This window comes from Modicisalibacter sp. 'Wilcox', from assembly GCF_010993675.1.
GTDB lineage: Bacteria > Pseudomonadota > Gammaproteobacteria > Pseudomonadales > Halomonadaceae > Modicisalibacter > Modicisalibacter tunisiensis.
Window position 1 is genome coordinate 109,471 of record NZ_WNXF01000012.1, and the last position, 26,004, is coordinate 135,474.

A 26,004-nucleotide genomic window follows, 5' to 3' on the forward strand; every position below is an offset into this window, starting at 1 on the left:
TCCTTTACGCGGACGACTGACTGGAGCTTCTGCATGAGTGATTCCATCGTCGTGGCGGCGATGTACAAGTTCGTCACGCTCACCGATTACCAGGAACTGCGCGAGCCGCTGCTCGCGGTAATGAAGGCCAACGACGTCAAGGGGACGCTGCTGCTTGCCGAGGAAGGCATCAACGGCACCGTCTCCGCCCCTCGCGAGGGCATCGACGCCCTGCTCGCCTGGCTCAAGGCGGACCCGCGCCTGGCCGGGCTCGACCACAAGGAGTCCTACTGCGAGGCGCACCCCTTCTATCGCACCAAGGTCAAGCTCAAGCGCGAGATCGTCACCCTCGGCGTGCCCGGCGTCGATCCCAGCCGCCAGGTGGGCACCTACGTCGATCCCGAACGCTGGAACGACGTGATCAGTGACCCCGAGGTGCTGGTGATCGACACCCGCAACGACTACGAGGTGGAAATCGGCAGCTTCGAGGGCGCCGTCGACCCGCGAACCAAGTCGTTCCGCGAGTTCCCCGAGTACGTCAAGGCGCACTACGACCCCAGCCGCCACAAGAAGGTGGCCATGTTCTGCACCGGCGGCATTCGCTGCGAGAAGGCCTCGAGCTTCATGCTCGACGCCGGATTCGAAAAGGTCTACCACCTCAAGGGCGGCATCCTCAACTATCTCGAGAAAGTCCCCGAAGAACAGTCACTGTGGCGGGGCGACTGCTTCGTCTTCGACAACCGCGTGACCGTTCGGCACGATCTCAGCGAGGGCGAATACGACCAGTGTCATGCCTGCCGCCGCCCCATCTCCGAGGCCGACCGGGCGTCCGAGAAGTACGAACCCGGCGTGAGCTGCCCGCACTGCTGGGATTCGCTCTCGGAGAAGACCCGGGCACGCGCCGCCGAGCGCCAGCGCCAGATCGAGCTGGCCAAGGCACGCCGGGAGCCCCACCCGATCGGCCGTGATCCTCGGGAACTCGTCGAATCCTGATAGACGGCTCGCCGCCCGCTCGCCATGCCGACGGGCGGCGTGACAGCTGCTGGCCCAATGGCTATTCTGGGCACATCAAGATAACGGTATAAAAAGGAGCCGCCGATGGAAGCCCAGTACCGGCTGATGGCCGAACTCGAAGTCGCCTTCGATGCGTTGATCGACGCCACTCACCGGCTGCTCGACATCTACGCCGACGCGCCTCGCGAGGCCTGGGCGCTGGAGACGCCGACACCGGATCGCGACTGGCTGCAGGGTGCCCTCTTCGACTTCTGGTATCACGACGGCCAGGATGGCCGGGTCACGCGCAGCTACGTGGGCCTGATCGCCGCCGATGACGCGCTGCTCGACGCCGTGGGCGAGGTCAACCGCCGCAAGAGCGCGTTCGCCGCCACGCTGGCCGAGATCCGCGACCAGGCCGCCGGGCTGATTCCCGAGGCCAAGGCCGTGCTGCCCTTCCGCCACCCGGCCCTGCACCAGCACCTGCGCGGCCAGGGGCTGGCCCGCCTGCATCTCAAGCAGTGCTGGCGGCACATCCCCGTCGCCGACGCCCCGCTGTCCCGGGTGCGCCTGGCCTGGTACTCGAGCGGCCGCTCGATCAAGCGGCTCAGCGTGCGCGAGGCCGAGCAACGGCTGCTGACGATGGACAGCGAAGCACCGCATATCCGCATCCAGCTGGAGCGGCTCGCCGGGCTGCCGTCGAGCGAACCACTGGCCCAGGTACAGAAGCAGGCGCCGGTGATGCGCGCCAACCTGTTCTTCGCCGAGCCGCTCGCCGACGGTCGCGAGCGGCGCGCCATGAACCTGCCCCTGCCGCTGTTCATCCCGACCCCGGACGCCCGGCTGCCACGCCACAACACGCCGCTGCCCCGCCCGCCGGAAGGCCGGACCCGGGCCAGGCGCAGCGACGAGCGCCTCGAGGACGACGTCTTCCTGCCCAGCCTGCGCGTCTACCGTTACCGCAGCCGGTAAGCGGCGGTCAGTAGTCCTGGTCGGTATCGGGCATCCGCTTGAAGTATACGTAGCGATGCAGGCGGATCATGGGACGAATCAGCAGCTGGACACTGCCGATCACGAACAGCCAGACGCCCAGCGTCTTGAGCGTCCCTTCGTAGAAGAAGCAGATGCTGCCGACGGTGAACCAGATCCCCAGCATGGCATCGTTGATGATGCTCAGGACCTCGTAGCGCCGGTGGATCACCAGCTCCTCGTGGCCGATGGTGAAGATCCAGTCACTGCTCTGCGGGTCACGTTCCTTGCGCATCCTGACCTCCTGTCGCGATGAGATGAACATGAAAGCCCGCACGACGGCGGGCTCGACGCTTTGCCCGAAAACGGCCTGCGGCTCAGAACAGGCGATTGAGCCCGTTCTGGGCGGCCACCCGGTAGGCTTCCGCCATGGTGGGATAGTTGAAGGTGGTATTGATGAAGTACTTGAGGCTGTTGGCCTCGCCCGGCTGCTGCATGATCGCCTGGCCGATGTGAACGATCTCGGAGGCCTGGTCGCCGAAGCAGTGGATGCCCAGGATCTCCAGTGTCTCGCGATGGAAGAGAATCTTCAGCATGCCCACGGTATCGCCGGTGATCTGGGCACGGGCGGTATCCTTGAAGAAGGCCTGGGCCACCTCGTAGGGCACCTTCGCCTCGGTGAGCTCGCTCTCGGTGCGCCCCACCGAGCTGATCTCGGGAATCGTGTAGATCCCGGTGGGGATCTCGGTGACGAAGCGAAACGGCTCGTCGAGGAACTCGTCGCTGGCGCTGCGCCCCTGGTCGTAGGCGGCGCTGGCCAGGCTCGGCCAGCCGATCACGTCACCCACGGCATAGATGTGCGGGATCGCCGTGCGGTAATGGTCGTCGACGGTCAGCTGCCCGCGGCCATTGGCTTCCAGGCCGATGGTCTCCAGGCCCAGTTCGTCGGTGTTGCCGGTACGTCCGTTGGCCCACAGGAAGGCATCGGCACGCAGCTTCTTGCCCGACTTCAGGTGCACCACCACGCCGGACTCGTCGCCCTCGACCCGCTCGTACTCCTCGTTGTGGCGGACCAGTACGCCATGCTGGCGCAGATGGTACGACAGCGCGTCGCTGATCTCGTCGTCGAGAAACGACAGCAGACGATCACGCGTGTCGATCAGGTCGACCTTGACCCCCAGCCCGGAGAAGATCGAGGCATATTCCGAACCGATCACCCCGGCCCCGTAGATGATCAGCGTGCGCGGCGTGTGCGAGAGCCCCAGGATGGTGTCCGAGCAGTAGATGCGCGGATGCCGAAAGTTGACATCCCCCGGCCGATAGGGCCGCGAGCCGGTGGCGACGACGATCTTCTGGGCGCAGAGCTCCTCGGCGCCCTCATGGTTGTCGCGCACCACCACGGTGTGCTCATCCTTGAAGCGGGCCAGACCGAAGAACAGGTCGATGCGGTTGCGGGAGTAAAAGTTGGTGCGCATCTCCACCTGCTGATCGATGGTGACCCGCGAGCGCTCCAGCACCCGGGGAAACGAGAACCAGCGAGGCTCGCCGATGTCGCGGAACATGCGGTTGGTGTTGAACTGCATGATCTGCTTGACCTGATGGCGCAGCGCCTTGGACGGAATCGTGCCCCAGTGCGTGCAGTTGCCGCCCACGGCCGGCTGCTTCTCGATGATGGCCACCCGCTTGCCGTGCTTGGCCGCATTGATCGCCGCACTCTCTCCAGCCGGCCCGGTACCGATCACCACCACATCGTAGTTATGGACTGCCATCAGCTCTCGCGTCTCCTCGTTGGTTCTGACAAATGACTCACCGGCTCGCCGCCCGACGAGCCGGCGTCGCTCACCGGCGGGTCGCGTCGTACCCCAGGTCCAGGCCACGCTGCTCGTCGGCCTGGCGGCGGACATCGCTCCGGCGCTTGCGATTCTCCTCCTCGCAGACCTCGTCCTTGCCGCCGCAGATATCGCAGCCTTCCTTGAGCCCGAGGTTATTGAGCCCGCCGCAGGAGCCGCTGATCGGCTTGCGGCCGAGCAGCACCCCTACCGACATCGCGGCCACCAGCAGCAGCATGGCCCCCAGTACCAGTAACCAGGTCGTCATCTCACTCCTCCTTGCCGGCCGTCGTCGCCCCTTCGAGATAGGGCGCGAAGGCCGAGCTCATGCGAATGTCAAAACCCTCATCCGTTCTGACAATCAAGTAGACCGCCAGGTTTTCCCGTTCGGCCAGATCCAGCGCCGCCCGCTCGCCCATCACCGTCAGCGCCGTGGCCAGCGCATCCGCCGTGGCACAGCGCTCGCTGATCACCGTCACCGAGGCGACGTGATTGGTGATCGGCCGCCCGGTCCGCGGGTCGATGGTATGCGAGTAGCGCACCCCGTCCTGCTCGAAGTAGTTGCGATAATCGCCGGACGTGGCCACCGCCGAGGTCCCCAGGTCGATGATCCGCTGCACGCTGCGCTCGCGGGAGACCGGCTTCTCGACGGCGATTCGCCATTCGCTGCCTTCCGGCTTGTGCCCGCGGGTGCGGATCTCGCCCCCGACCTCGACCAGATAGCTGTCGATGCCCTGCTGCTCCAGGTAGTCGGCGACCTGGTCGGTGCCATAGCCCTTGGCGATCGCCGACAGGTCGACGTACACCGGCTTGCGCTTGGTCAGGGTATCGCCGTCGAGCTCGAGGGCATGAATGTCGATCCGCGCCAACGCCGCGGCGAGCGCGTCCGGGTCGGGCACCCGGTCCGGGCGCCCGTCGGGGCCGAAGCCCCACAGGTTGACCGCGGGCCCCACGGTGACGTCGAAGGCATCGTTGGAGAGCCGGGCGATGCGCAGGGCCTCGCGGATCACCTCGGCCGTCTGTGGCGAGAGAAAGAACGGCACGCCGACCGGATAGCGGTTGAAGCGCGACAGTTCCGAATCCGGCTTGTAGGTGGACATCAGGTGATCGACGCGTTCAAGCGTGTCGCGAATGCCCTGCCCCAGCGCCTCTTGCGCGGCCTCGTCGAGCGCGGCATAGACGGTGACGTGATAGCCGGTACCGAAGATCGGCCCCTGAAAGCGGTGGGCCGCCACCTCCGGGCGGCTGTCGCAGCCGGCGAGCAGAATCACCAGGGCCACTACCGACAACAGGGCCTGGAGCGGCCCTGTTGCGGTTGGTCGGCTTGGCGAGATCATCCGCCGAAGTCATCCAGGAGGATGTTCTCCGGCTCCACCCCCAGGTCGGTCAGCATCTTGATCACCGACGCATTCATCATGGGCGGCCCGCACATGTAGTACTCGCAGTCCTCGGGCGCCGGGTGATCCTTGAGATAGTTCTCGTAGAGCACGTTGTGAATGAAGCCCGTGTACCCGGTCCAGTTGTCTTCCGGCTGCGGGTCAGAAAGCGCCAGATGCCACTCGAAGTTGTCGTGCTCTTCGGCCAGCTTGTCGTATTCCTCGTTGTAGAAGGTCTCGCGCCAGGAGCGCGCGCCGTACCAGAACGAGATCTTGCGCTGGGTATCCAGACGCTTGAGCTGGTCGAAGATGTGGCTGCGCATCGGCGCCATGCCGGCACCCCCGCCGATGAACACCATCTCGGCGTCGGTGTCCTTGGCGAAGAACTCGCCGAACGGCCCCATCACCGTGACCTTGTCGCCCGGCTTGAGGCCGAAGACGTAGGTGGACATCAGGCCCGGCGGATGGTTGGTGTTGGGCGGCGGCGTGGCGATACGGATGTTGAACTTGAGGATGCCCTTCTCTTCCGGATAGTTGGCCATCGAGTAGGCGCGGATCACTTCCTCGTCGCTCTTGTGGGCGATGTTGAACAGGCCGAACTTCTCCCAGTCGCCCCGGTACTCCTCCTCGATGTCGAAGTCGGAGAACTTGATGTCGTAGGGCGGCGCCACCAGCTGCACGTAGCCGCCGGCGCGGAAGGCGACTTCCTCGCCTTCCGGCAGCTTGAGGTTGAGCTCCTTGATGAAGGTGGCGACGTTGGGGTTCTCGATGACCTCGCATTCCCACTTCTTGACGCCGAAGACCTCCTCGGGCACCTCGATCTTCATGTCCTGCTTCACCGGCACCTGGCAGGAAAGCCGCCAGCCTTCCTTCTTCTCGCCCATGGTGAAGTGCGACTCCTCGGTGGGCAGGATCGAGCCGCCCCCCTCGGTGACCCGGCACTTGCACTGGGCGCAGGAGCCCCCGCCACCACAGGCGGAGGACAGGAAGATGCCATTGGAGGCCAGGGTCTGCAGCAGCTTGCCGCCGGCCTGGGTGGTCACGGTGTTCTCGGGATCGTCGTTGATCTCGATGGTCACGTCACCGCTGCTCACCAGCCGGCTGCGTGCCGCCAGGATGATCGCCACCAGGCCAATGACGATCACGGTGAACATGACGACGCCGAGCACGATAATCGATGTATCGACCATGTCGGTTTCCTATTGTCGTGTTGTGCTTACAGCTGGATGCCGGAGAAGGACATGAAGCCCAGCGACATCAACCCCACGGTGATGAAGGTGATGCCCAGTCCGCGCAGGCCGGCGGGCACGTCGCTGTACTTGAGCTTCTGGCGGATACCCGCCAGCGCGGTGATCGCCAGCGTCCAGCCGGCACCGGCACCGAAACCGTAGATCACCGACTCGCCGAAGCTGTAGTTACGCTGCACCATGAACAGCGAGGCGCCGAGAATCGCGCAGTTGACCGTGATCAGCGGCAGGAACACGCCCAGGGCGTTGTAGAGCGTGGGCACGAACTTGTCGAGGAACATCTCGAGGATCTGCACGATCGCCGCGATCACACCGATGTAGCTGAGCAGGCCGAGGAACGACAGGTCGATGTTCTCGGCGCCCGCGATGCCGGTCCAGCTCAGGGCCCCCTCCTGCAGCAGGTAGTGCAGGATCAGGTTGTTGGCCGGCACGGTGATGGTCAGCACCACGATGACCGCCACGCCCAGGCCGATGGCCGAGGAAACCTTCTTGGAAACCGCCATGAAGGTGCACATGCCGAGGAAGAAGGCCAGCGCCATGTTCTCGACGAACACGGCCTTCACGAACAGGCTCAGGTAATGTTCGAACATTTACACCGCCTCCTTGGCCTGGGTGTTGGCCGTGATCTTGAACTCGTTTTCCTCGACCTGTTCCGGGTTGAGGCTACGCAGCCCCCAGATGATCAGGCCGATCACGAAGAACGCCGAGGGCGGCAGCAGCAGCAGGCCGTTGGTGACATACCAGCCACCGTCGCTGACCGGCTGCAGGACAGTGAAACCGAAGACCGAACCGGAGCCGAACAGCTCACGGAAGAAGCCCACGGTCAGCAGCAGCACAGTGTAGCCGAGGCCATTGCCGACACCGTCGAGGAAACTCATCACCGGCCCGTTCTGCATGGCGAAGGCCTCGGCGCGACCCATCACGATACAGTTGGTGATGATCAGGCCGACGAACACCGAGAGCTGCTTGGAGATCTCGTAGGCATAGGCCTTGAGTACCTGGTCGACCACGATGACCAGCGAGGCGATGATCGTCATCTGCACGATGATGCGGATCGATGACGGGATCTGGTGGCGAATCAGCGAAACGAAGAAACTCGAGAACGCCGTGACCGCGATGACCGCCAGCCCCATGACCAGCGAGGTGCTCATGGAGTTGGTGACCGCCAGCGCGGAGCAGATCCCCAGGATCTGCAGGGCGATCGGGTTGTTCTTGAAGATCGGCGTGGTCAGCACGCCTTTGGGCGTATAGGCAGCCATGGCTTACGCTCCTTGCGTCTTGTCGCGGAACCGGGCCAAGTACTCGGCGAAGCCTTCGTCACTCAGCCAGAATTGCAGCAGATGGGTGACCCCCTTGCTGGTCAGCGTCGCCCCGGAGAGCGCGTCCACCTTGTGGATGGCGTCCGGCGTCTGGGGGCCGACACCGCCCTTCACCAGCTTGATGGCCGGATCCATGCTGTCTTCCGGATAGATCTTCTTGCCGTCCCACAGGGCCTTCCACTTGGGGTTGTCGACCTCGCCGCCGAGCCCCGGGGTTTCCCCCTGGTCGTAGAAGGACAGGCCGACGACGGTATTGCCGTCGCCCTTGAGGGCCAGGTAGCCGGACATCAGCGACCACAGCCCCTGCCCGCGGACCGGCACGATGATCTCGTCGGGACTGTCGGGATCCCCCACCAGATATACCGTAGCGTAGTTCTCGCGACGACCGATACCCGCGATGTCGTCACTGCCGGACAGGGTGATCGACTGCGCCGGGTCCTTGGCGGCCTCGAACTGGTTGAAGGTCTCGGGGTTCTTGTCCTCGGCGTACTGGCCGGTCTTCAGGTTGACCACGCGCGGCGTGATCAGCTCGTCGTACAGGTCGCGGATATCCTTGCCGGGCTTGTAGAGCTCGGCCACCTGGAGCAGGTTGCGCATGCGATCCTGCGCCTGATTCTTCTGCTGGGTCGGACGCAGCACGACCGCCGCCGAGGCGACCACGACGGAGCAGACGATACACAGCGCGAACGCGACCGTGAGGGTCTTCTTGATGGAGTTGTTGCTGGCCATCAGGCGGTCTCCTTGCTCATCGTGACAGCGGCTTCACGCTTCTGCCGACGCTTGATGTTGGCCTGCACCACGAAGTGGTCGATCAGCGGGGCGAACAGGTTGGCGAACAGGATCGCCAGCATGATGCCTTCGGGGAACGCCGGGTTCACCACGCGGATCAGCACGGTCATGACCCCGATCAGGGCACCGAACACCCACTTGCCGGTGTCGGTCATCGAGGCGGACACCGGATCGGTGGCCATGAACACCATGCCGAAGGCGAAGCCGCCGATCACCAGATGCCAGTACCAGGGCATGGCGAACAGCGCATTGGTGTCGGAGCCGATGACGTTGAACAGCGAGCTGGTCGCCACCATGCCCAGGAACACGCCGAGCATGATTCGCCAGGAGGCGATCTTCGTCCACAGCAGCACGGCGGCACCGATCAGGATCGCCAGGGTCGACACCTCGCCGATCGAGCCGGGGATGAAGCCGAGGAAGGCGTCGGTCCAGCTCATCTGCTGGTGCAGGGCCATCATGCCGTCGCCGTGGGCCGTGGAGAGCGCGGTGGCACCGGTGTAGCCGTCCGCCGGCACCCACACGGAGTCACCGGAGATCTGCGCCGGATAGGCGAAGTACAGGAAGGCGCGACCGGTGAGAGCCGGGTTGAGGAAGTTCTTGCCGGTACCGCCGAAGACCTCCTTGCCGATCACCACGCCGAAGGTGATGCCCAGCGCCACCTGCCACAGCGGGATGGTTGCCGGCAGGATCAGCGCGTAGAGCACCGAGGTGACGAAGAAGCCCTCGTTGACCTCGTGGCCGCGCTTGACGGCGAACAGCACTTCCCAGAAGCCGCCGACCACGAAGGTCACGAAGTAGATCGGCAGGAAGTAGGTGGCCCCCAGCACGAAGTTGTCCCACCAGTTCGCCGGGTCGTTGCCGCTGGCCAGCAGCATGGTCACCGCCTCGCGCCAGCCACCCAGGGCACTGTAGCCGTCGGCGATGGCCTGGTTGGCCTGCAGACCGACGTTGTACATGCCGAAGAACATCGCCGGGAAGGTGCAGAACCACACCGTGATCATGATCCGCTTGAGATCGATGCCGTCACGGATATGCGAGGTGGTGCGGGTGACGTCGGGGGGCGAGTAGAAGATGGTGTCCACGGCTTCGTAGAGCGCGTAGAACTTCTCGTACTTGCCTCCCTTGTGAAAGTGCGGCTCGAGATTGTCGAGTGTCTGTCGGATGCCCATCATCAAGCCTCTTTCTCGATCGTGGTGAGATTGTCGCGCAGGATGGGACCGTACTCGTACTTGCCGGGGCACACATAGGTGCACAGCGCGAGGTCTTCCTCATCCAGCTCGAGGCAGCCGAGCTGCATGGCCGTTTCGATGTCGCCGACGATCAGCGACCGCAGCAGCTGGGTCGGCAGGATATCCAGCGGCATCACCGCCTCGTAGGCGCCCACCGGCACCATGGCGCGCTCGGACCCGTTGGTGGTGGTCGTCGGCGCATAGTTGTGCAGGCCGGTCAGCCGCGACAGATAGATACCCAGCACCGAGTGACGGTCGCGCCCCGGCGACAGCCAGCCCATGAAGCTGCGCTTGTTGCCTTCCTCAAGCAGGCTGATCTGCTGGTGGAAGCGGCCCAGATAGCTCAGCGCGCCCTCGGCGACCTTGCCGCCGAACACCGAGCCCGAGATCACGCGGGTGTCGTTGTCGGCCGAAGCGATCTCGCCGTCGAGCAGCTCACGGCAGCTCGCCCCGATCCGGGTGCGGATCAGGCGCGGCTTTTCGGCGCGCGGTCCGCCCAGCGCGATCACCCGGCTAACGTCGAGCTTGCCCTCGGCGAACAGCTTGCCGATGGCGATCACGTCCTGGTAGCCCAGGTGCCAGACCTGGCGCGTCAGACTGACCGGCGACAGATGGTGGATATGGGTGCCTACCAGGCCCGCCGGATGCGGCCCCTTGAAGCTCTCGGCCTGCACGCCGGCCACGTCGGAACCGGGCAGCCTAGCATCCGGTGCATGGCACAGGAACACCTTGCCCTGAGTGAGACGCCCCAGCACCTTCAAGCCGTTGGCGAACGCCTCGGGCTGCTCGTTGATGACCAGCGCGGGGTCGGCAGCCAGCGGATGGGTGTCGATGGCGGTGACGAAGATGCTGGCCGGCTCGGCATCCGGTGCCGGCGTGCGCGAGAAGGGCCGGGTGCGCAGCGCGGTCCACAGCCCGGACTCGACCAGCTGATCGACCACCGACTGACGCTCGAGCCGCTCCAGGGCATCGGCACCATGGGCGGTGAACGCCACCTGCTCCTCGGCATCATCGACCTTGATCACTACCGACAGCAGGCGACGCCGCTCGCCACGGTTGATTTCGACCACCTCGCCGGCCGCCGGCGAGGTGAAGGTCACTCCCGGGATCTTCTTGTCGGTGAAGAGGCGCTGCCCCAGTTTCACCCGATCCCCCTCCCGGACTTCCATCGTCGGCTTCATGCCGACGTAGTCGGTGCCCAGGACGGCCACGTGGCGCACCGGCCGCGCATCCTCGATACGCTGCTCGGGCGCCCCCGCGATGGGGAGATCCAGGCCTCGTTTGACTTCGATCATAGTCTCGCCCAGTTATCGAATCTGATTAGCAAGGAAAGGGGTTCGACGCACGACATGGCAATGACTCCGACGCGCAGGCCTGCGTCGTGAGCGGCAACAGTCACGGTGCTCGAAAACTTTCTTGTCAGAATATTGTGATATGTACAGCCCGTGGCCATACGGACCGCGCCCAAAAAAACGCAGCCATTATAAAGAGACACCGATCGAAAGGCCACCAGCAGCCGGAGAGTGACGACGCCGGCAAGAGATCGGCGGCGCCCCGGGCGGGGCGCCGCAAAGGCCCGTCAGTCGCGGGCGCGAGGCAGGTAGCGGAAACGCACGTTGGACATGGACTGGAGGATGCGCACCACCTGGCAGCTGTAGCCGAACTCGTTGTCGTACCAGACGTAGAGCACGGCATTGGTGCCGTCGGCGATGGTCGCCTTGGCATCGACGATGCCGGCGTGGCGGTTGCCGACGAAGTCCGAGGACACCACCTCGGGCGAGTCGACGTAGTCGATCTGCTTCTGCAGCGGCGAGTCCAGCGAGATGCGACGCAGGTAGTCGTTGAGGGTCTGCCGATCGGCCTCGCGCGTCAGATTCAGGTTGAGGATCGCCATGGAGACGTTGGGCGTCGGCACGCGAATCGCGTTGCCGGTGAGCTTGCCGGACAGCTCCGGCAGCGCCTTGGCCACCGCCTTGGCCGCCCCGGTCTCGGTCAACACCATGTTGAGCGGCGCACTGCGGCCGCGGCGATCGCCCTTGTGGTAATTGTCGATCAGGTTCTGGTCGTTGGTGTAGGAGTGCACTGTCTCGACGTGGCCGTTGGCGATGCCGAACTCGTCGTTGATGGCCTTGAGCACCGGCACGATGGCGTTGGTGGTGCACGACGCCGCGGAGATGATCCGGTCCTCGTCGCCGATGTCGCCGTGATTGATACCGTAGACGATGTTCTTGAGATCGCCCTTGCCCGGCGCGGTCAGCAGCACCTTGGCAACGCCCTTGCTCGCCAGGTGCTGGGACAGCCCCTCCTCGTCGCGCCACTTGCCGGTGTTATCGACGACGATGGCGTTGTCGATACCGTAGGCGGTGTAATCGATCTCGGCAGGCGAGTCGGCGTGAATCACCTTGATATAGTGCCCGTTGGCGATCAGGGCGCTGTTCTCGTGGTCGACGCTGATCGAGCCGGAGAACGGCCCGTGGACCGAGTCGCGACGCAGCAGACTCGCGCGCTTCTCGAGGTCGTCGCCGCCGCCGCGGACCACGATGGCGCGCAGGCGCAGCAGGTTGCCGCCGCCGGCCTTCTCGATCAGGATGCGGGCCAGGATGCGCCCGATACGGCCGAAACCGTAGAGCACGACATCCTTGGGCTCGCCGCCCATGCCGTTGGTCTCGTGGCCGCCGACGATCTCGGCCAGCTCCTCGCGCAGGAAGGCTTCGACGTCGCTGCGCCCGCTGCGCTTGAAGGCGACCGCCAGCTTGCCCAGGTCAATGTGCGCCGGCCCCAGCTCCAGGTTCAGCATGGCGCGAACCATCGGCAGGGTATCCCGCACGGACAGCTCGGTGCCCTCGACCTTCTTCACGTAGCGGTGGTTCTTGAGAATCCGGATCACCGAACGGATGATCAGCGAGCGGCCGTACAGCGAAGGCACCACATTGTACTTGCGGTACAGCTGACCGAGCAGGGGAATCATCTCTTCGGCCAGTGCTTCGTTGTCCTGCCATTCCTGGAAACAGGTGTCGAGCTTGTCTTGACTCACGTAGTCGCCCCTTACGGAATCGCGTGGATAATGACCCACGTATTATCCGTGCCGCTGAGACAGGACTGCAATCGCTGTATGGTCGCACTTGCTGTAGGCCCACTACAGAAATCACGGGTTGACTACAAGCGCAAAATCGGCCTGTGCCGCGGGTTTACGAGGCACAAGGGCCGCGCTTTTCCCGGCAGCCACTCGCAGCTGTTATGATCGCTCCACCGTCGCCACGTCGAAATGTTGTCGAACATGCCTGACTTTTCGCCACTCGATCCACCGCGCCCCTCGGGGGTTCGCGACACGCTTTACTGCCTGGCACCCCACGGCGCCGCCACACCGCTGAGCCTGGCGCGACTCGCCGACGATGCCCAATTGCTGGTGATCACCGCCGACACCGCCGGTGCCCAGCGCCTGGAAAGCGCCCTGCGCTTCTTCGCGAACGTGCCGGTGCTGCCCTTCCCCGACTGGGAGACGCTGCCCTACGACAGTTTCTCGCCGCATCAGGACATCGTCTCCGAGCGTCTGCGTACCCTGCGTCGCCTGCAGAGCGCCGATGACGGTATCGTCATCGTGCCGATCAACACCCTGATGCAGCGCCTGCCGCCGACCGACTACATCGCCGGGCGGGTGATGACGCTGGAAGTCGGCATGACGCTCGACCGCGACGCCTTCCGCACCCGCCTGGCACGCGCCGGCTACCGTGCGGTGGAAACCGTCTACGAGCCCGGCGAGTACGCCCTGCGCGGCGCGCTGATCGACCTCTTCCCGATGGGCAGCGAAACTCCACTGCGCATCGACTTGTTCGATGACGAGATCGACACCCTGCGCCGCTTCGACCCCGACACCCAGAGAAGCGGCGACAAGGTCGAGACGATCGAGCTGCTGCCCGCGCACGAGTACTCGCTGACGCGCTCGGCGATCGCCTGTTTCCGTGAGGGCTTCGAGACCCTGTTCGATGTCGACCCGCGCCAGTGCCCGCTGTACAACGACGCCATCAAGGGGATTCCCTCGCCGGGGCTGGAGCAGTACCTGCCGCTGTTCTTCGAGGAAACCGCGACGCTGTTCGACCATCTCGCCGCGGGCACTCGCATCGCCCTGATGCCCGGCGTCCATGAGGCGGCGGACCACCACTGGGCAGCGATCCAGAGCCGCTACGAGAACCTCGGCGTCGACCCGACACGCCCCCTGCTGCCCCCGTCCCGGACCTTCATCCCGGTGCCCGAGGTGTTCGCCGCCATCAAGGCGCGCCCCCGCCTCGAGCTGACCCGCGACGAAGCGCACCCTCACGCCCGGCACCCGGCGACCCAGCCGCCGCCCCAGGTGGCGATCAATGCCCGTGCGCAGCAACCGCTGGCCGCACTCGAGCGCTACCTGACCGCGCACGCCGGCCAGCGCATCCTGTTCGTCGCCGAATCCCGCGGCCGCCGCGAGGCCCTGGAGGAAACCCTTGCCGTCCTGCACCGCGAGATTCCCCATGCCGAGAGCTGGCAGAGTTTCCTGGCCGATGACACGCCGCTGGCGATTACCGAGGGGCTGCTCGAGGAAGGGCTGAACCTCGATGACCCGGCACTGGCGGTGATCACCGAGACCGAGCTGTTCGGCGATGTGGTCCGCCAGAGCCGTCGCCGCGAGAAGGCCACCGACGACAACGAGCTGGCGATCCGCCACCTCTCGGAGCTGCGACCCGGCGCCCCGGTGGTGCACCAGGCCCACGGCGTGGGCCGCTACCTGGGCCTCGAGACCCTCGAGGCCGGCGGCCAGGCCGCCGAGTTCGTGGCGCTCGAGTACGCCGACGGTGCCCGCCTCTACGTGCCGGTCGACAGCCTGCACCTGATCTCGCGCTACGCCGGCGCCAGCGACGAGCTCGCCCCGCTGCACAAGCTGGGCTCCGACACCTGGGACAAGGCCAAGAAGAAGGCCGCCGAGCGCATCCGCGACACCGCCGCCGAGCTGCTCGACATCTATGCGCGCCGCGAGGCCCGTGAAGGCTTCGCCTGCGAGCCGCCCGGCGAGGACTACCAGCGCTTCGCCGCCAGCTTCCCGTTCGAGGAAACCCCCGACCAGCGCGCGGCGATCCAGGCGGTGATCGGCGACATGACCGCGCCACGCCCCATGGATCGCGTGGTCTGTGGCGATGTCGGCTTCGGCAAGACCGAGGTCGCCATGCGCGCCGCCTTCCTCGCCGTGCACTCGGGCCGTCAGGTGGTGGTGCTGGTGCCCACCACCCTGCTGGCCCGCCAGCATTACGACAACTTCCGCGACCGCTTCGCCGATACCGCGGTGCAGGTCGAGCTGATCTCGCGCTTCACCGGCGGCAAGGGCCAGGCCGAGACCCTGAAGCGCATCGAGGAAGGTCGCGCCGACATCGTCATCGGCACCCACAAGCTGCTCTCGAAGTCGATGAAGTTCCCCAACATGGGCCTTCTGATCGTCGACGAGGAACATCGCTTCGGGGTCAGTCAGAAGGAGCGGCTCAAGAACCTGCGCGCCGAGGTCGACATCCTCACGCTGACCGCCACGCCGATCCCGCGCACCCTCAACATGGCCATGAGCGGCATTCGCGACCTGTCGATCATCGCCACCCCCCCGGCGCGCCGGCTGTCGGTGAAGACCTTCGTCCAGCAGCGCGACGACGGGGTGATCAAGGAAGCGCTGCTGCGCGAGATCCTGCGTGGCGGCCAGGCCTACGTGCTGCACAACGAGGTCAAGACCATCGAGCAGAGCGCCGAGGCGATCCGCGAGCTGGTGCCCGAGGCCCGGGTCGCGGTGGCCCACGGCCAGCTGCCCGAACGCTCGCTGGAGCGGATCATGTCGGACTTCTATCACCAGCGCTTCAACGTGCTGGTGTGCTCGACGATCATCGAGACCGGCATCGACGTGCCCAGCGCCAACACCATCGTCATCGAGCGCGCCGACAAGTTCGGCCTGGCCCAGCTGCACCAGCTGCGCGGCCGCGTGGGGCGCAGCCACCACCAGGCCTACGCCTACCTGCTCACCCCGCATCCCAGAGCGATGACCAAGGATGCCGTGAAACGACTCGAGGCGATCGGCCAGGCCGAGGATCTGGGTGCCGGCTTCACCCTGGCCAGCCACGACATGGAGATCCGCGGCGCCGGCGAGCTGCTCGGCGACGAGCAGAGCGGCCAGATGGAGACCATCGGCTACAGTCTCTACATGCAGATGCTCGACCGTGCGGTGAAGGCGATCCGTGCCGGCAGGACGCCCAACATCGAGGCGCCGCTCGAGGAAGGCGTGGAGATCAGCCTCAACCTGCCGGCGCTGATTCCCGACGACTACCTGCATGATGTCCAGCAGCGGCTGATCATGTACAAGCGCATCAGCCATGCCGAGGACGAGGCCGCGCTCAAGGAACTGCAGGTCGAGATGATCGACCGTTTTGGCCTGTTGCCGGCGCCGGTCAAGACGCTCATGCGCCAGACCCGACTGCGCCAGCGCGCCGAGCGGCTGGGCATCGTGCGCCTGGAAGCCGGCGAGTCACGCGGACGCGTGATCTTTGGCAATCAGCCGGCCGTCGACCCCATGACCCTGGTGCAACTGATTCAGCAGAACCCCGATCAGTACCGGCTCGACGGGGCCGAAACCCTGCGCTTCGAGGCCGACATGGCCGACGAGACCCGGCGCTTCGCGGCGGTCGAAGCCCTGCTCGAGACCCTGAATCGCAAGGCGGCCGCCGCCTGACCGTCACGCTTCGAGCGTGCCCCGAAACGCCGAAGGCCCCGCCATAGCGGGGCCTTCGTCATGCAGATACTGCCTCCCTGAGGGGCAGGATCGTCGCATTACTTCTGCATGGACTGCTGGAACATGCGATCCATGGCCTGACGGTTTTCACGCGCCATCTGCAGGGCAGACTGGGCAGTCTGCTGCGCCTGGTTGGCGGTGTTCAGGGCCTCGCTCGACATGCTGCGAGCCTCGGCGACGTCGGAATCCATCTGATCCCATTTGCTCTGCTCTTCACCGCCCTGTGCAGCACAGCCTGCCATGACCAGCATGGCGGCACCAACTGCGGAAAGCTTGAGAGCGCTGCTGAAGCTGTTAGCCATCATGATCTCCTTAGAGTCTATCCTTGGTTCTTTGCGTTGGATTCCTGCTCGGCAGGTCTTCAGGGCAACGATGGTCGTCGTCCATGAAACCCGCCTATATGATGCAAGCAAACCTGCATCACTTCCACCCTAGAAACTAGCGGATGATGACCTTGGTGCCAAGTTGCACCAGCTCGCCCAGGCGATCGATCTGCGGGTTGGTCACGGCGACGCAACCCTGTGTCCAATTGAAGCGACGATGCATGCCGGGGTCGGCCTGACCCAGCCCGTGAATGCCGATATCGCCGCCCAGCACCGTGTCCTGTGGCGGCTGCCCGTGACGCCGATAGTAGCTCAGGTAACGATCGAACTCCTGGTCGCTCAGGACACCGGTTTCCTCCGCCCGACGGGCCTGCGCGAGGTTGGGAAAATCCAGTCCGATGAACAGATGAAAGTCACTATCATAATTGAATCGCGTGACATGATAGACCCCGGCGGGAGTGGTCATGTCGCCCCGTAATCGCGTATCAGTGACACCACGTCGTCCCACGGCGATGGGATGAAAACGCTCGACTGTCTGCTGCCCTCGATAGACCGTCAGGGTCGAACTGGCATGATCGATCAGCACCCAGACCTTGTCGGTTGCCGAGGCCGCTCGGGCCCATGCCGGCAGGGCAATCAGCAGTCCCAGAATCACCAACCCCAGCGCGCGTTTCATGCTCTCTCCCGACCCGCAAGCCACCCGGTTTCCGTGCTGCCGCCGCGGCGCCGCACGCCGGCACGAACGGGCAACGATACGCCAAGGCGGGGGCCGCTGCCTAGCGGCGGCGCCACCTTGCCTGTCGGCGGTCATCGGTTACCATGCCCGCTTCAGGCAGCCAAGGGTTTCGACGGCGACATGCGACTTCACTACACCGGCCCCCTCCCCGAGACGCTCGGGTTCCTGCTGATGCCCCGCTTCGCGATGGTCGCGTTCTTCTCCGCCGTCGAGCCGCTGCGCATCGCCAACCGGGTCGCGGGCCGCGAGCTGTTCGCCTGGCGGGTGATCACCCAGGACGGCGAGCCGATCACCGCCAGCAACGGCATGACCCTGCTCGCCGATGCGTCCCCCGACACCGCGCCACGGCTGCCCGGCCTGGCGATCTGCAGCAGCTTCGAGCCCGAGGCGACGCTGACCCGGCACACCCTGCGCTGGCTGCATCGTCTCGCCGAGGACGGCTGCGCGCTGGGCGGCATCGATACCGGCAGCATCATCCTCGCCCGGGCCGGACTGCTGGCCGGACGTCGCGTCACCCTGCACTGGGAGAGCCTGCCCGCCTTTCGCGAACGCTTTCCCGACATCGACGCCGTCGAGTCGCTGTTCGAGGTCGCCGAGCACGGCTTCTCCTGCGCCGGCGGCGCGGCGGCCATGGACATGTCGCTCGATCTGATCGCCCGGCGCCACGGTCGGGCACTGGCCACGGCCGTGACCGAGCAGCTGATCCACGATCAGGGGCGCACGCCCCAGCACCAGCAGCGCCAGGCCCTGGTGCAGCGCCTGGGCACCCACAAGCCGGCGCTGGTGGACGCCGTCGCCTTGATGGAACGGCATATCGAATCGCCGCTGCCCCTCGACCGGGTCGCCTCGCGGGTGGCCCTGTCGCTGCGCCAGCTGCAGCGACTCTTCGAACAGGAGCTGGGCATCCGGCCACGCGACTACTATCGCCACCTGCGCCTGGCGCGCGCTCGCCAGCTGCTGCAGGAGACCGACCACGACATCCTGGGGATCGGCCTGGCCTGCGGCTTCACCTCGGCGTCGAGCTTTTCGCGGGCCTATCGCCAGCGCTATGGCGAAAGCCCGCGCCAGACACGCCTGGCCCCGGGCGACCCCTGACACGACGACTCGTGTCAAGAGAGTGTCGCGCGCGGCGAATCCGTCGTTGCCACGCCCCGGCATGCTCACTGGCATACCCGCTTCGCGACGGAGACCCCGATGCCCGCCACGTTCGATTCCTCTGACCCGCACCAGCTGCCGCCGACACCCGACTACGACGCCTGGCCGGTCGAGACCCGCCCCGCCGCGGTCGACTCCGCTCCCCATGTCATCACGCTGCACTGGCAGGACGGGCGGACGAGCCGCTATCACAGCGTCTGGCTGCGCGAGAACGCCGCGGACGCCAGCACCGTCAACCCGGCGACCCGCGAGCGCACCCTCGACCTGTCACGGCTCGGCGCCTGGCCTACCGTCGAGGCCGCCTGGCTGGACGAGACCGGCGCGCTCAACGTGACCTTCGCCCCCGAGCAGCGCACCCTGCGCTTTCATCCGGGCTGGCTGCGCGCCCACGATTACTCGAACGCCGAACCCCTCGATGCCCCGCTGGTGCCGGTCACCACCTGGACCGGCGACACTCTCGACGCCCCCTGCAGCCTCGATGCCGGCGACTGGCTCGATCACGAGCCGGACACCGTCGAGGCCCGGACCCTGCTCGAGTCGGCGCTGACTGCGGTGCTGAGCCACGGCCTGGTGCGGCTGCGCAACCTGCCCGTCGAGCCCGGCACCCTGGCCCGCATCGCCGAGCGCATCGGCCCGCTGCGCGCCACCAACTTCGGCAGCCTGTTCGATGTGCGCGCCAAGCCCCAGCCGGACTCCAACGCCTATACCTCGATCGCCCTGCCGCCGCACGTCGACCTGCCCACCCGCGAATACCAGCCCGGCCTGCAGCTGCTGCACTGCCTGGAGAACAGCGTCGCGGGCGGCCAGGCGGTGATGATGGACGGCTTCGCCGTTGCCGAGGCCCTGCGCGAGCGCGACCCGCACGCCTTCGAGACGCTCGCGACGGTGAAGTGGTGCTATGCCAATACGGCCCGCACCACCGACTATGTCTGGTACGCGCCGATGATCCGGCTCGACGAGGCCGGGCGGCTGGACGAGGTGCGCATCGCCGACTTCCTGCGCGGCCCCCTGATGGCCCCGTTCGACGCGGTGGAGCCCGCCTACGCGGCGCTGATGACGCTGCAACGGATGCTGCATGAACCGCACTTCGCCATGCGCTTCACCTACCGGCCGGGCGACCTGGTGATCTTCGACAACCGCCGCCTGCTGCATGCCCGTGACGCCTTCGCGGGCGACTCGGGGCAGCGCTGGCTGCAGGGCTGCTATCTGGAGCGCGACGAGGTGCGGTCGCGGCTGCGCATGCTGCACCGGGCCGAGCGGCAGCGGCGTGCCGCGGCGCTGGAAACGGGCGGTGCCCCGGATTCCTGAGCCCTCGCCCCGGCGGCTCAGGTCGGGCCGCGTTCGGTCGGGCCGCGCTCGGTCGGGCCGCGCTCGGTCGTGCCACGCTCGGCCGTGCGGCTGGGCGGCTCGCCGAAGCGCGCCTGATAGGCGCGGGAGAAGTGCGCCAGCTGGGTAAAGCCGCAGGCCAGCGCCGCCTCGGTCACCCGGCAGCGGCTGTCGGCGAGGATGCATCGCGCCTGGTCAAGCCGCATCCCCAGGTAGCACTGCTTGGGCGTCTCGCCGAACGCGGCGGTGAACAGTCGCGTCAGCTGGCGCTGCGACTGTCCGACCAGCCGGCAGATCTCCGGAATCGGCAGCGCCTGGTCGAGATGGGCCTCCATGATGGCCAGGGCCCGCACCACCACCCGGGGCAGGTGGTCCATGGCCCGCGCGCTCGCCGCCTCCCGCGCCTCCTCGTCACTGACCCGCTGATGGACCAGCTGGCGACCCACCGCATTGGCCAGGGCCGGCCCGTAGTCGTGCTCGATCCACTGCAGCATCATGTCGATGCCCGCCGCACCGCCGGACCCGGTCAGCCGCCGGTCGGCGAACTCGAAGCGCGCCTCGCTCACCGCGATGTGCGGAAACTCCTCGCGAAACGCCGGCACGCTCTCCCAGTGCAGCGCCACCCGCTGCTGCTCCAGCAGCCCGGCGCGGGCGAGGATGAAGGGGGCGGTGTCCAGCCCCCCGACTCGGGCGCCGTGCGCCGCCGCCTGACGCAGCACGGCACGGTCGGCGGCAGTCACCGTGGCCTCGGCCTCGTAGGACGAGATGACCATCAGCAGCTCGCCCGCCTCCGCCTCGCCCAGCGCGGCGTCGACATCGATGCGTACCCCGTTGCTGGCCACCACCGCGTCGCCGTCCGCCGAGAGCAGCTGCCAGGCGAACAGCTCGCGACCGAAACGATTGGCGACCCGCAGCGGCTCGAGCAGGCAGAACAGGGTCAGCATGGAAAACTTGGGCACCAGCCACACGCTCACCGTATGGGCCGCCTCGCCGGGCCGTGGAACCGGCGGCTGGTCGGGGCGTGGATAGGGCCACTCCGGAATCAGGGATTCGCTCATGGCTATAAAAATCAATCAAAAGGCCATTTATTGCAAATCCGCTGCGTCCCGACCCCCTAGGGTAGAAAAGCGACGGCGCCCGGTGGCGCTCGTTCGTCACTTCATTGTCGTAGAGAGAATCGTCCATGTCCCCAGCCGCCGAGATCGAACTCAAGGATGACGGCCGACAGCTGGCCCTGCGCCTGCCGGGCCGCGAACAGCAGCTTGCCGCCCTCTGGCTGCGCGAACGGGCGCCGGATGCCGACACCCTCGACCCGCGCACGGGGCAGCGGCTGATCGAGGCCGCCCGGTTGCCGCTGGATCTCCACGCGACCCGGGCCCGTATCGACGGCGACCGCCTCGAAGTGCAGTTCAGCGACGGCCATCGCGCCACCTTTTCGCTCGACGGCCTGCTCGCGCAGGCGACTCCCGATCGCGACATCGACGACGGCCTGACGCTGTGGGATGCGACGCTCGAGACGCTGCCACAGGCCGATTTCGCGGCCGCCCGCGATGACGACGGCGCGCTGCTCGCCATGCTCGAGGCCCTGCACCGCCATGGCTTCGTCAAGGTCCAGGGTGTACCGCTCACCGAGGATGGCATGCAGCCGCTGATCGACCGCATCGGTCCGCTGCGTCGCACCAACTGGGGCGGCATCGCCGACGTCAAGTCGGTGGCCGACGCCTACGACCTGACCATGACCCGGCGCGGGCTCGAGCCGCATACCGACAACCCCTATCGCGACCCGATCCCCGGCTACATCTGGCTGCACTGCCTGAGCAACGCCGCCGAGGGCGGCGACAGCACGCTCGCCGACGGCTTCATGGCGGCACGACGCCTGCGCGACGAGGCGCCCGAGCACTTCGAGTGCCTGACCCGGCTGTCACCGACCTTTCGCTACACCGATGCCACCACCGATCTGGAGAGCGAAGGCCCGCTGATCGAGCTCGACAGCCATGGCCGCCTGGCCCGGGTGCGCTACTCCAACCGCACCGAACGCATCGACGCCCACGCCCCCGAGCTGCTGGCGCGCTACTACGCCGCGCGCCAGCACTTCTACCGGCTGATCACCTCGGATGCCTTGACCGTGCACCTCAAGCTGGCGCCCGGCGAGATGCTGATCATGGACAACTACCGCCTGCTTCACGGGCGGACCGCCTACCAGCTGGACGGCGGGACACGTCACCTTCGCCAGGGCTACGTCGACCGCGACAGCACTGCCAGCCGCCGCCGTGTCCTGCGTGCCCGGCTGACCGCCGGCACCGCCGAGACGCCGACCGCCACCACCCGGGGAGCCATCTCATGAACCAGGCCCGCTTCACCCGTTTCGCGGAAAGCACCCACGCCGACTGGGCGATCATCGACGCCCACTTCCAGCGTTACCAGAACGATGTCGCCCGCCGGGTGCTCGAGCACCTGCGGCGACTCGAGGGGGATACCCACGGCTATCCCGTCGACCGTTATACCCACAGCCTGCAGACCGCGACCCGCGCGCTCGACGCCGGTGCCGACGAGGAGACCGTGGTCTGTGCGCTGCTCCATGACATCGGCGACGACCTGGCCCCGGCCAACCACGCCGAGATCGCCGCGGCGATCCTCGCGCCCTACGTCGATCCGCTCAACGTGTGGATGATCCGCCACCACGAGCTGTTTCAGGGGTATCATTACCGCGCCTTCTACGGCCTCGACCCGCAGGCCCGCGAGGCGTATCGCGATCACCCGGCCTATGCGCGCACCGTGCGCTTCTGCGACGAGTGGGACCAGCGCGCCTTCGATCCCGACTACCCGACGCGGCCGCTCGAGGACTTCGTGCCGATGGTCGAGCGCCTCTTCGCGCGCACGCCCTTCGGCGAAACCCTGACCGTCAAGGCCCCCGACGCATGACCACCTGTGCCCAGTACCTGATCGACCGACTCGTGGCCCACGGCATCGACACCGTGTTCGGCATTCCCGGCGTGCATACCGTGGAACTCTACCGCGGCCTGCCGGACAGCCCGCTGCGCCACGTCACCCCGCGCCACGAGCAGGGCGCCGGGTTCATGGCCGACGGCTACGCCCGCGCCACCGGCCGGCCCGCGGCCTGCTTCATCATCAGCGGCCCGGGGATGACCAACATCGCCACCGCCATGGCCCAGGCCCTGGCCGACTCGGTGCCCATGCTGGTGATCTCCAGCGTCAACCGCCGCGACACCCTGGGTCGCGGCCAGGGGCGCCTGCACGAACTGCCCGATCAGCGGGCCACTCTCGCCGGGGTGAGCGTGTTCAGCCACACCCTGCAGACGCCGGAGGCCCTGCCCGAGGTGCTGGGACGCGCCTTCGCGATCTTCGCCGGCGCCCGCCCCGGCCCGGTGCATATCGAGATCCCGCTCGACGTGATGGCCCTGCCGGCGCCCGACCACCCACCCCGCGTCGCCGAGGTCTTCGCCCCCGCCGCGCCGGACGCCGCACTGGCCCGCGCCGCGGACTGGCTGACCGCCGCCGAGCGGCCCCTGGTGCTGCTCGGCGGCGGCTGCGCGGACGCCGCCGAGCCGCTGCGCGAGCTGGTCGAGCGCCTCGACGCCCCGGCCATGACCACCATCAACGCCCGGGGCGTGCTGGGGCTCGCCCACCCGCTGGATCTCGGCGCCTGCGCCAGCCTGCCGGCGGGGCGCGAACTAGCCCGCGACGCCGACGTGATCCTGGCGCTGGGCACCGAGCTCGGCGAGACCGACTACGACCTGGTCTTCGACGAGGGCTTCCGGCTCACCGGGCGGCTGATCCGGGTCGACATCGACGCCCAGCAGCTGGCCCGCAACCAGGCCCCCGACCTCGCGCTGCTCGCCGACGCCGGCGAGGTGGCCCGTGAGCTGTGCGCGCGCCTGCCCGCCCCGGCAGCGCGCCGGGGCGCCGAGCGTGCCGCCCGCGTCAGGTCGGCCCTGGCGCTGCGCGATGCGGCGGACGTGGCGCCCTACACCGCGCTGCTCGACACCCTGCGCGAGGCGCTGCCCGACGCCACCCTCGTCGGCGACTCCACCGGGGCGGTCTACGCCGGTAACTTCATGGTCGACATGCCCGCACCACGCCGCTGGTTCAATGCCGCCACCGGCTACGGCACCCTCGGTTACGGCCTGCCCGCGGCGCTGGGTGCCGCGCTGGCCGTGCCCGAGCGTCCGGTGGTCGCGCTGGTCGGCGACGGCGGGCTGATGTTCACCCTCGGCGAGCTGGCCACCGCCCGTGACGCCGGCGTGCCGCTGATCGTGGTGGTCTGGAACAATGACGGCTACGGCGAGATTCGCCGCTACATGGACGCCAGCGCCGTGCCCCGGCTGGGGGTCGACCTGCCGGCGCCGGACCTGGTCGGCCTGGCCGAGAGCTTCGGCTGCCATGGCCGGCGCCTGACCACACCGGCGGCGCTGCATGACGCCCTGATCACCGCCCGGCATGCCGACCGGCCCACGCTGATCGAGATCGATGCCGACGCCTGGCAGGGCGTCTGACGGATTCGCCCGCTTTCCTCAAGGAGCCGACATGCACTACTCCCGACTCACCGAACGCATCGCCGGCGACGGCGCCGCCGCCTGGAACATCCACTACCGGGCGCTCGAACGCCAGGCGCGCGGCGACGACGTCATCATCCTCTCGGTGGGCGACCCGGACTTCACCACGCCCGAGCCGATCGTCGAGAGCGCCGTGGCCAGCCTGCGCGGCGGGGCCACCCACTATGCCGACGTGCAGGGCAAGCAGCGCCTTCGTGAACTGATCGCCGACACCCACCGCCGTCAGGGCGGCGCGGCGACGACCACCGCCGCCAACGTCGCGGTGATGGCCGGCGCCCAGTGCGGCCTCTACGCCGTGGCCCAGTGCGTGCTCGAGCCGGGCGACGAGGTGCTGGTCCCCGAGCCGATGTACGTCACCTACGAGGCGGCACTGCAGGCCGCCGGCGCCCGCCTGGTGCGCGTACCGCTGCGTGCCGGGAACGCCTTCCAGCCGGACCCGGCCGAGTTCGCCGCGGCGGTGACGCCGCGTACCCGGGCGATGCTGCTCAACAGCCCCCACAACCCCACCGGGCAGATCCTCGGCCGCGAGCATTGGGCGGCCCTGGCCGCGCTGTGCCGCGAACACGACCTGTGGCTGCTGTCCGACGAGGTCTACGCCTCGCTGATCTTCGACGAGGCTCACCACTGCCCCGATGCGCTGCCCGGCATGGCCGAGCGCACCGCGGTGATCAGCAGCCTGTCGAAGTCCCATGCCATGACCGGCTGGCGGCTGGGGTGGGTGATCGGCCCCGAGACACTGGTCGGCCACCTGTCCAACCTGGCGCTGTGCATGCTCTACGGCAGCCCGGACTTCATCCAGGATGCCGCCTGCGAGGCGCTGGCCCACCCGCCGGCGGAACTCGCCGCCATGCGCGAGACCTACCGGAGCCGGCGCGATACCGTCTTCGCGGCGCTGGCCGACAGCGCCACACTCGATGTGCTGCGCCCCGAAGCCGGCATGTTCATGATGATCGACATCCGCCGTACCGGCCTGTCCGCGACGGACTTCGCCGACCGCCTGCTCGAGGAACACGGCGTCTCGGTGCTCTCGGGCGAGGCCTTCGGCCCCTCGGCCGCCGGCTTCGTGCGACTCAGCCTGACGGTCGACGCCGAGCGCCTGCGCGAGGCCTGCCGGCGCCTGGAACACTGCGCCGCGTCCTGCCTGGCGACAGTGGCCGCGCCGGACTGAACCACAACGACACGGGCGGCCCCTCGAGCGCCATGCGCCCGGGGCCGCGATCTTTCCACCGGAATTCAGGAGGGGTATGGCCAGCACGACACTCCACCCCCGACATCGCCCATGACCCATCACATCGACCTGAATCCGTGATGCCGGCGTCGACACTTTCCCTATCGCCGTCAGCGAGCATTTTTTGACCTCCGATTCCGTCTCA

23 protein-coding genes are annotated in these 26,004 nt (G+C 67.2%); 9 read left to right on the forward strand and 14 right to left on the reverse strand.

The features are described from left to right. Positions 1-33 precede the first annotated feature (33 nt). Complete coding sequence (locus G7A98_RS12155) at positions 34-972, forward strand: rhodanese-related sulfurtransferase (protein ID WP_163649938.1); 939 nt, start codon at positions 34-36, stop codon at positions 970-972. Between the two features lie 105 nt (positions 973-1,077). Then, complete coding sequence (locus G7A98_RS12160) at positions 1,078-1,944, forward strand: DNA replication terminus site-binding protein (protein WP_163649939.1); 867 nt, start codon at positions 1,078-1,080, stop codon at positions 1,942-1,944. A 7-nt stretch (positions 1,945-1,951) separates the two neighbouring features. Here the strand turns inward: G7A98_RS12160 and G7A98_RS12165 are convergent, their stop codons facing one another. The 11 genes from G7A98_RS12165 to G7A98_RS12215 form a co-directional block, all read right to left on the reverse strand. Beyond that, positions 1,952-2,236, reverse strand: a complete 285-nt coding sequence (locus tag G7A98_RS12165) for a YrhK family protein (protein ID WP_163649940.1) — start codon at positions 2,234-2,236, stop codon at positions 1,952-1,954. Positions 2,237-2,318: 82 nt separating this feature from the next. Further along, positions 2,319-3,845, reverse strand: a complete 1,527-nt coding sequence (gene sthA / locus G7A98_RS12170) for a Si-specific NAD(P)(+) transhydrogenase (protein ID WP_263478951.1) — start codon at positions 3,843-3,845, stop codon at positions 2,319-2,321. After that, positions 3,781-4,038: a (Na+)-NQR maturation NqrM gene (gene nqrM, locus G7A98_RS12175; protein ID WP_163649942.1), complete on the reverse strand. Its 258-nt coding sequence runs from the start codon at positions 4,036-4,038 to the stop codon at positions 3,781-3,783. Before nqrM ends, sthA begins: the two co-directional genes overlap by 65 nt. 1 nt (position 4,039) lies before the next feature. Continuing rightward, entirely contained in the window at positions 4,040-5,050 is a 1,011-nt protein-coding gene (locus G7A98_RS12180) for an FAD:protein FMN transferase (protein ID WP_240464743.1), read from the reverse strand. 53 nt (positions 5,051-5,103) lie between these two features. Beyond that, on the reverse strand, positions 5,104-6,336 hold the full coding sequence (nqrF, locus tag G7A98_RS12185; protein WP_163649944.1) for an NADH:ubiquinone reductase (Na(+)-transporting) subunit F: 1,233 nt from the start codon (positions 6,334-6,336) through the stop codon (positions 5,104-5,106). Positions 6,337-6,362: 26 nt separating this feature from the next. Next, positions 6,363-6,983 carry an NADH:ubiquinone reductase (Na(+)-transporting) subunit E gene (gene nqrE / locus G7A98_RS12190; RefSeq protein ID WP_163649945.1) on the reverse strand — a complete coding sequence of 207 codons (621 nt, stop codon included), beginning with the start codon at positions 6,981-6,983 and terminating at the stop codon, positions 6,363-6,365. Beyond that, on the reverse strand, positions 6,984-7,652 hold the full coding sequence (locus tag G7A98_RS12195) for an NADH:ubiquinone reductase (Na(+)-transporting) subunit D (protein WP_163649946.1): 669 nt from the start codon (positions 7,650-7,652) through the stop codon (positions 6,984-6,986). Between the two features lie 3 nt (positions 7,653-7,655). Then, the gene (locus tag G7A98_RS12200; RefSeq protein WP_163649968.1) at positions 7,656-8,444 is read right to left on the reverse strand and encodes a Na(+)-translocating NADH-quinone reductase subunit C; all 789 of its coding nucleotides are present in this window, start codon (positions 8,442-8,444) and stop codon (positions 7,656-7,658) included. Continuing rightward, on the reverse strand, positions 8,441-9,673 hold the full coding sequence (locus tag G7A98_RS12205) for an NADH:ubiquinone reductase (Na(+)-transporting) subunit B (RefSeq protein ID WP_163649947.1): 1,233 nt from the start codon (positions 9,671-9,673) through the stop codon (positions 8,441-8,443). Before G7A98_RS12205 ends, G7A98_RS12200 begins: the two co-directional genes overlap by 4 nt. Continuing rightward, complete coding sequence (locus G7A98_RS12210) at positions 9,673-11,025, reverse strand: Na(+)-translocating NADH-quinone reductase subunit A (protein ID WP_163649948.1); 1,353 nt, start codon at positions 11,023-11,025, stop codon at positions 9,673-9,675. The genes G7A98_RS12205 and G7A98_RS12210 overlap by 1 nt, the downstream gene beginning before the upstream one ends. A gap of 284 nt (positions 11,026-11,309) precedes the next feature. Next, positions 11,310-12,764 (reverse strand): glyceraldehyde-3-phosphate dehydrogenase, encoded by a 1,455-nt coding sequence (locus G7A98_RS12215; protein WP_163649949.1) that lies wholly within the window; start codon positions 12,762-12,764, stop codon positions 11,310-11,312. 243 nt (positions 12,765-13,007) lie between these two features. Between G7A98_RS12215 and mfd the strand changes: the two genes are divergently transcribed. Next, positions 13,008-16,457 carry a transcription-repair coupling factor gene (gene mfd, locus G7A98_RS12220; RefSeq protein ID WP_163649950.1) on the forward strand — a complete coding sequence of 1,150 codons (3,450 nt, stop codon included), beginning with the start codon at positions 13,008-13,010 and terminating at the stop codon, positions 16,455-16,457. A 98-nt stretch (positions 16,458-16,555) separates the two neighbouring features. On the opposite strand, the gene G7A98_RS12225 is transcribed toward mfd, so the two are convergent. Both G7A98_RS12225 and G7A98_RS12230 read right to left on the reverse strand, forming a co-directional pair. Next, entirely contained in the window at positions 16,556-16,819 is a 264-nt protein-coding gene (locus tag G7A98_RS12225; protein ID WP_163649951.1) for an Lpp/OprI family alanine-zipper lipoprotein, read from the reverse strand. 136 nt (positions 16,820-16,955) lie between these two features. Then, positions 16,956-17,516, reverse strand: a complete 561-nt coding sequence (locus G7A98_RS12230) for a L,D-transpeptidase (protein WP_163649952.1) — start codon at positions 17,514-17,516, stop codon at positions 16,956-16,958. A gap of 180 nt (positions 17,517-17,696) precedes the next feature. On the opposite strand from G7A98_RS12230, the gene G7A98_RS12235 reads away from it, so the two are divergent. Continuing rightward, positions 17,697-18,671, forward strand: a complete 975-nt coding sequence (locus G7A98_RS12235; RefSeq protein WP_163649953.1) for a GlxA family transcriptional regulator — start codon at positions 17,697-17,699, stop codon at positions 18,669-18,671. Positions 18,672-18,770: 99 nt separating this feature from the next. Next, positions 18,771-20,039 carry a TauD/TfdA family dioxygenase gene (locus tag G7A98_RS12240; RefSeq protein WP_163649954.1) on the forward strand — a complete coding sequence of 423 codons (1,269 nt, stop codon included), beginning with the start codon at positions 18,771-18,773 and terminating at the stop codon, positions 20,037-20,039. Between the two features lie 17 nt (positions 20,040-20,056). On the opposite strand, the gene G7A98_RS12245 is transcribed toward G7A98_RS12240, so the two are convergent. Next, complete coding sequence (locus G7A98_RS12245; RefSeq protein ID WP_163649955.1) at positions 20,057-21,115, reverse strand: GlxA family transcriptional regulator; 1,059 nt, start codon at positions 21,113-21,115, stop codon at positions 20,057-20,059. A gap of 125 nt (positions 21,116-21,240) precedes the next feature. Here G7A98_RS12245 and G7A98_RS12250 point away from each other — a divergent pair, with 125 nt between their 5' ends. Genes G7A98_RS12250 through G7A98_RS12265 form a run of 4 tightly spaced genes read left to right on the forward strand, consistent with a single transcriptional unit; the run spans position 21,241 to position 25,799 of the window. Then, positions 21,241-22,401: a TauD/TfdA family dioxygenase gene (locus G7A98_RS12250; protein WP_163649956.1), complete on the forward strand. Its 1,161-nt coding sequence runs from the start codon at positions 21,241-21,243 to the stop codon at positions 22,399-22,401. Next, positions 22,398-22,979, forward strand: a complete 582-nt coding sequence (locus tag G7A98_RS12255) for an HD domain-containing protein (RefSeq protein ID WP_163649957.1) — start codon at positions 22,398-22,400, stop codon at positions 22,977-22,979. Before G7A98_RS12250 ends, G7A98_RS12255 begins: the two co-directional genes overlap by 4 nt. Next, complete coding sequence (locus G7A98_RS12260; protein WP_163649958.1) at positions 22,976-24,571, forward strand: 5-guanidino-2-oxopentanoate decarboxylase; 1,596 nt, start codon at positions 22,976-22,978, stop codon at positions 24,569-24,571. Before G7A98_RS12255 ends, G7A98_RS12260 begins: the two co-directional genes overlap by 4 nt. 31 nt (positions 24,572-24,602) lie before the next feature. Beyond that, a complete protein-coding gene (locus G7A98_RS12265) occupies positions 24,603-25,799 on the forward strand; it encodes a pyridoxal phosphate-dependent aminotransferase (protein ID WP_163649959.1) in 1,197 nt (398 codons plus the stop codon). Positions 25,800-26,004 lie beyond the last annotated feature (205 nt).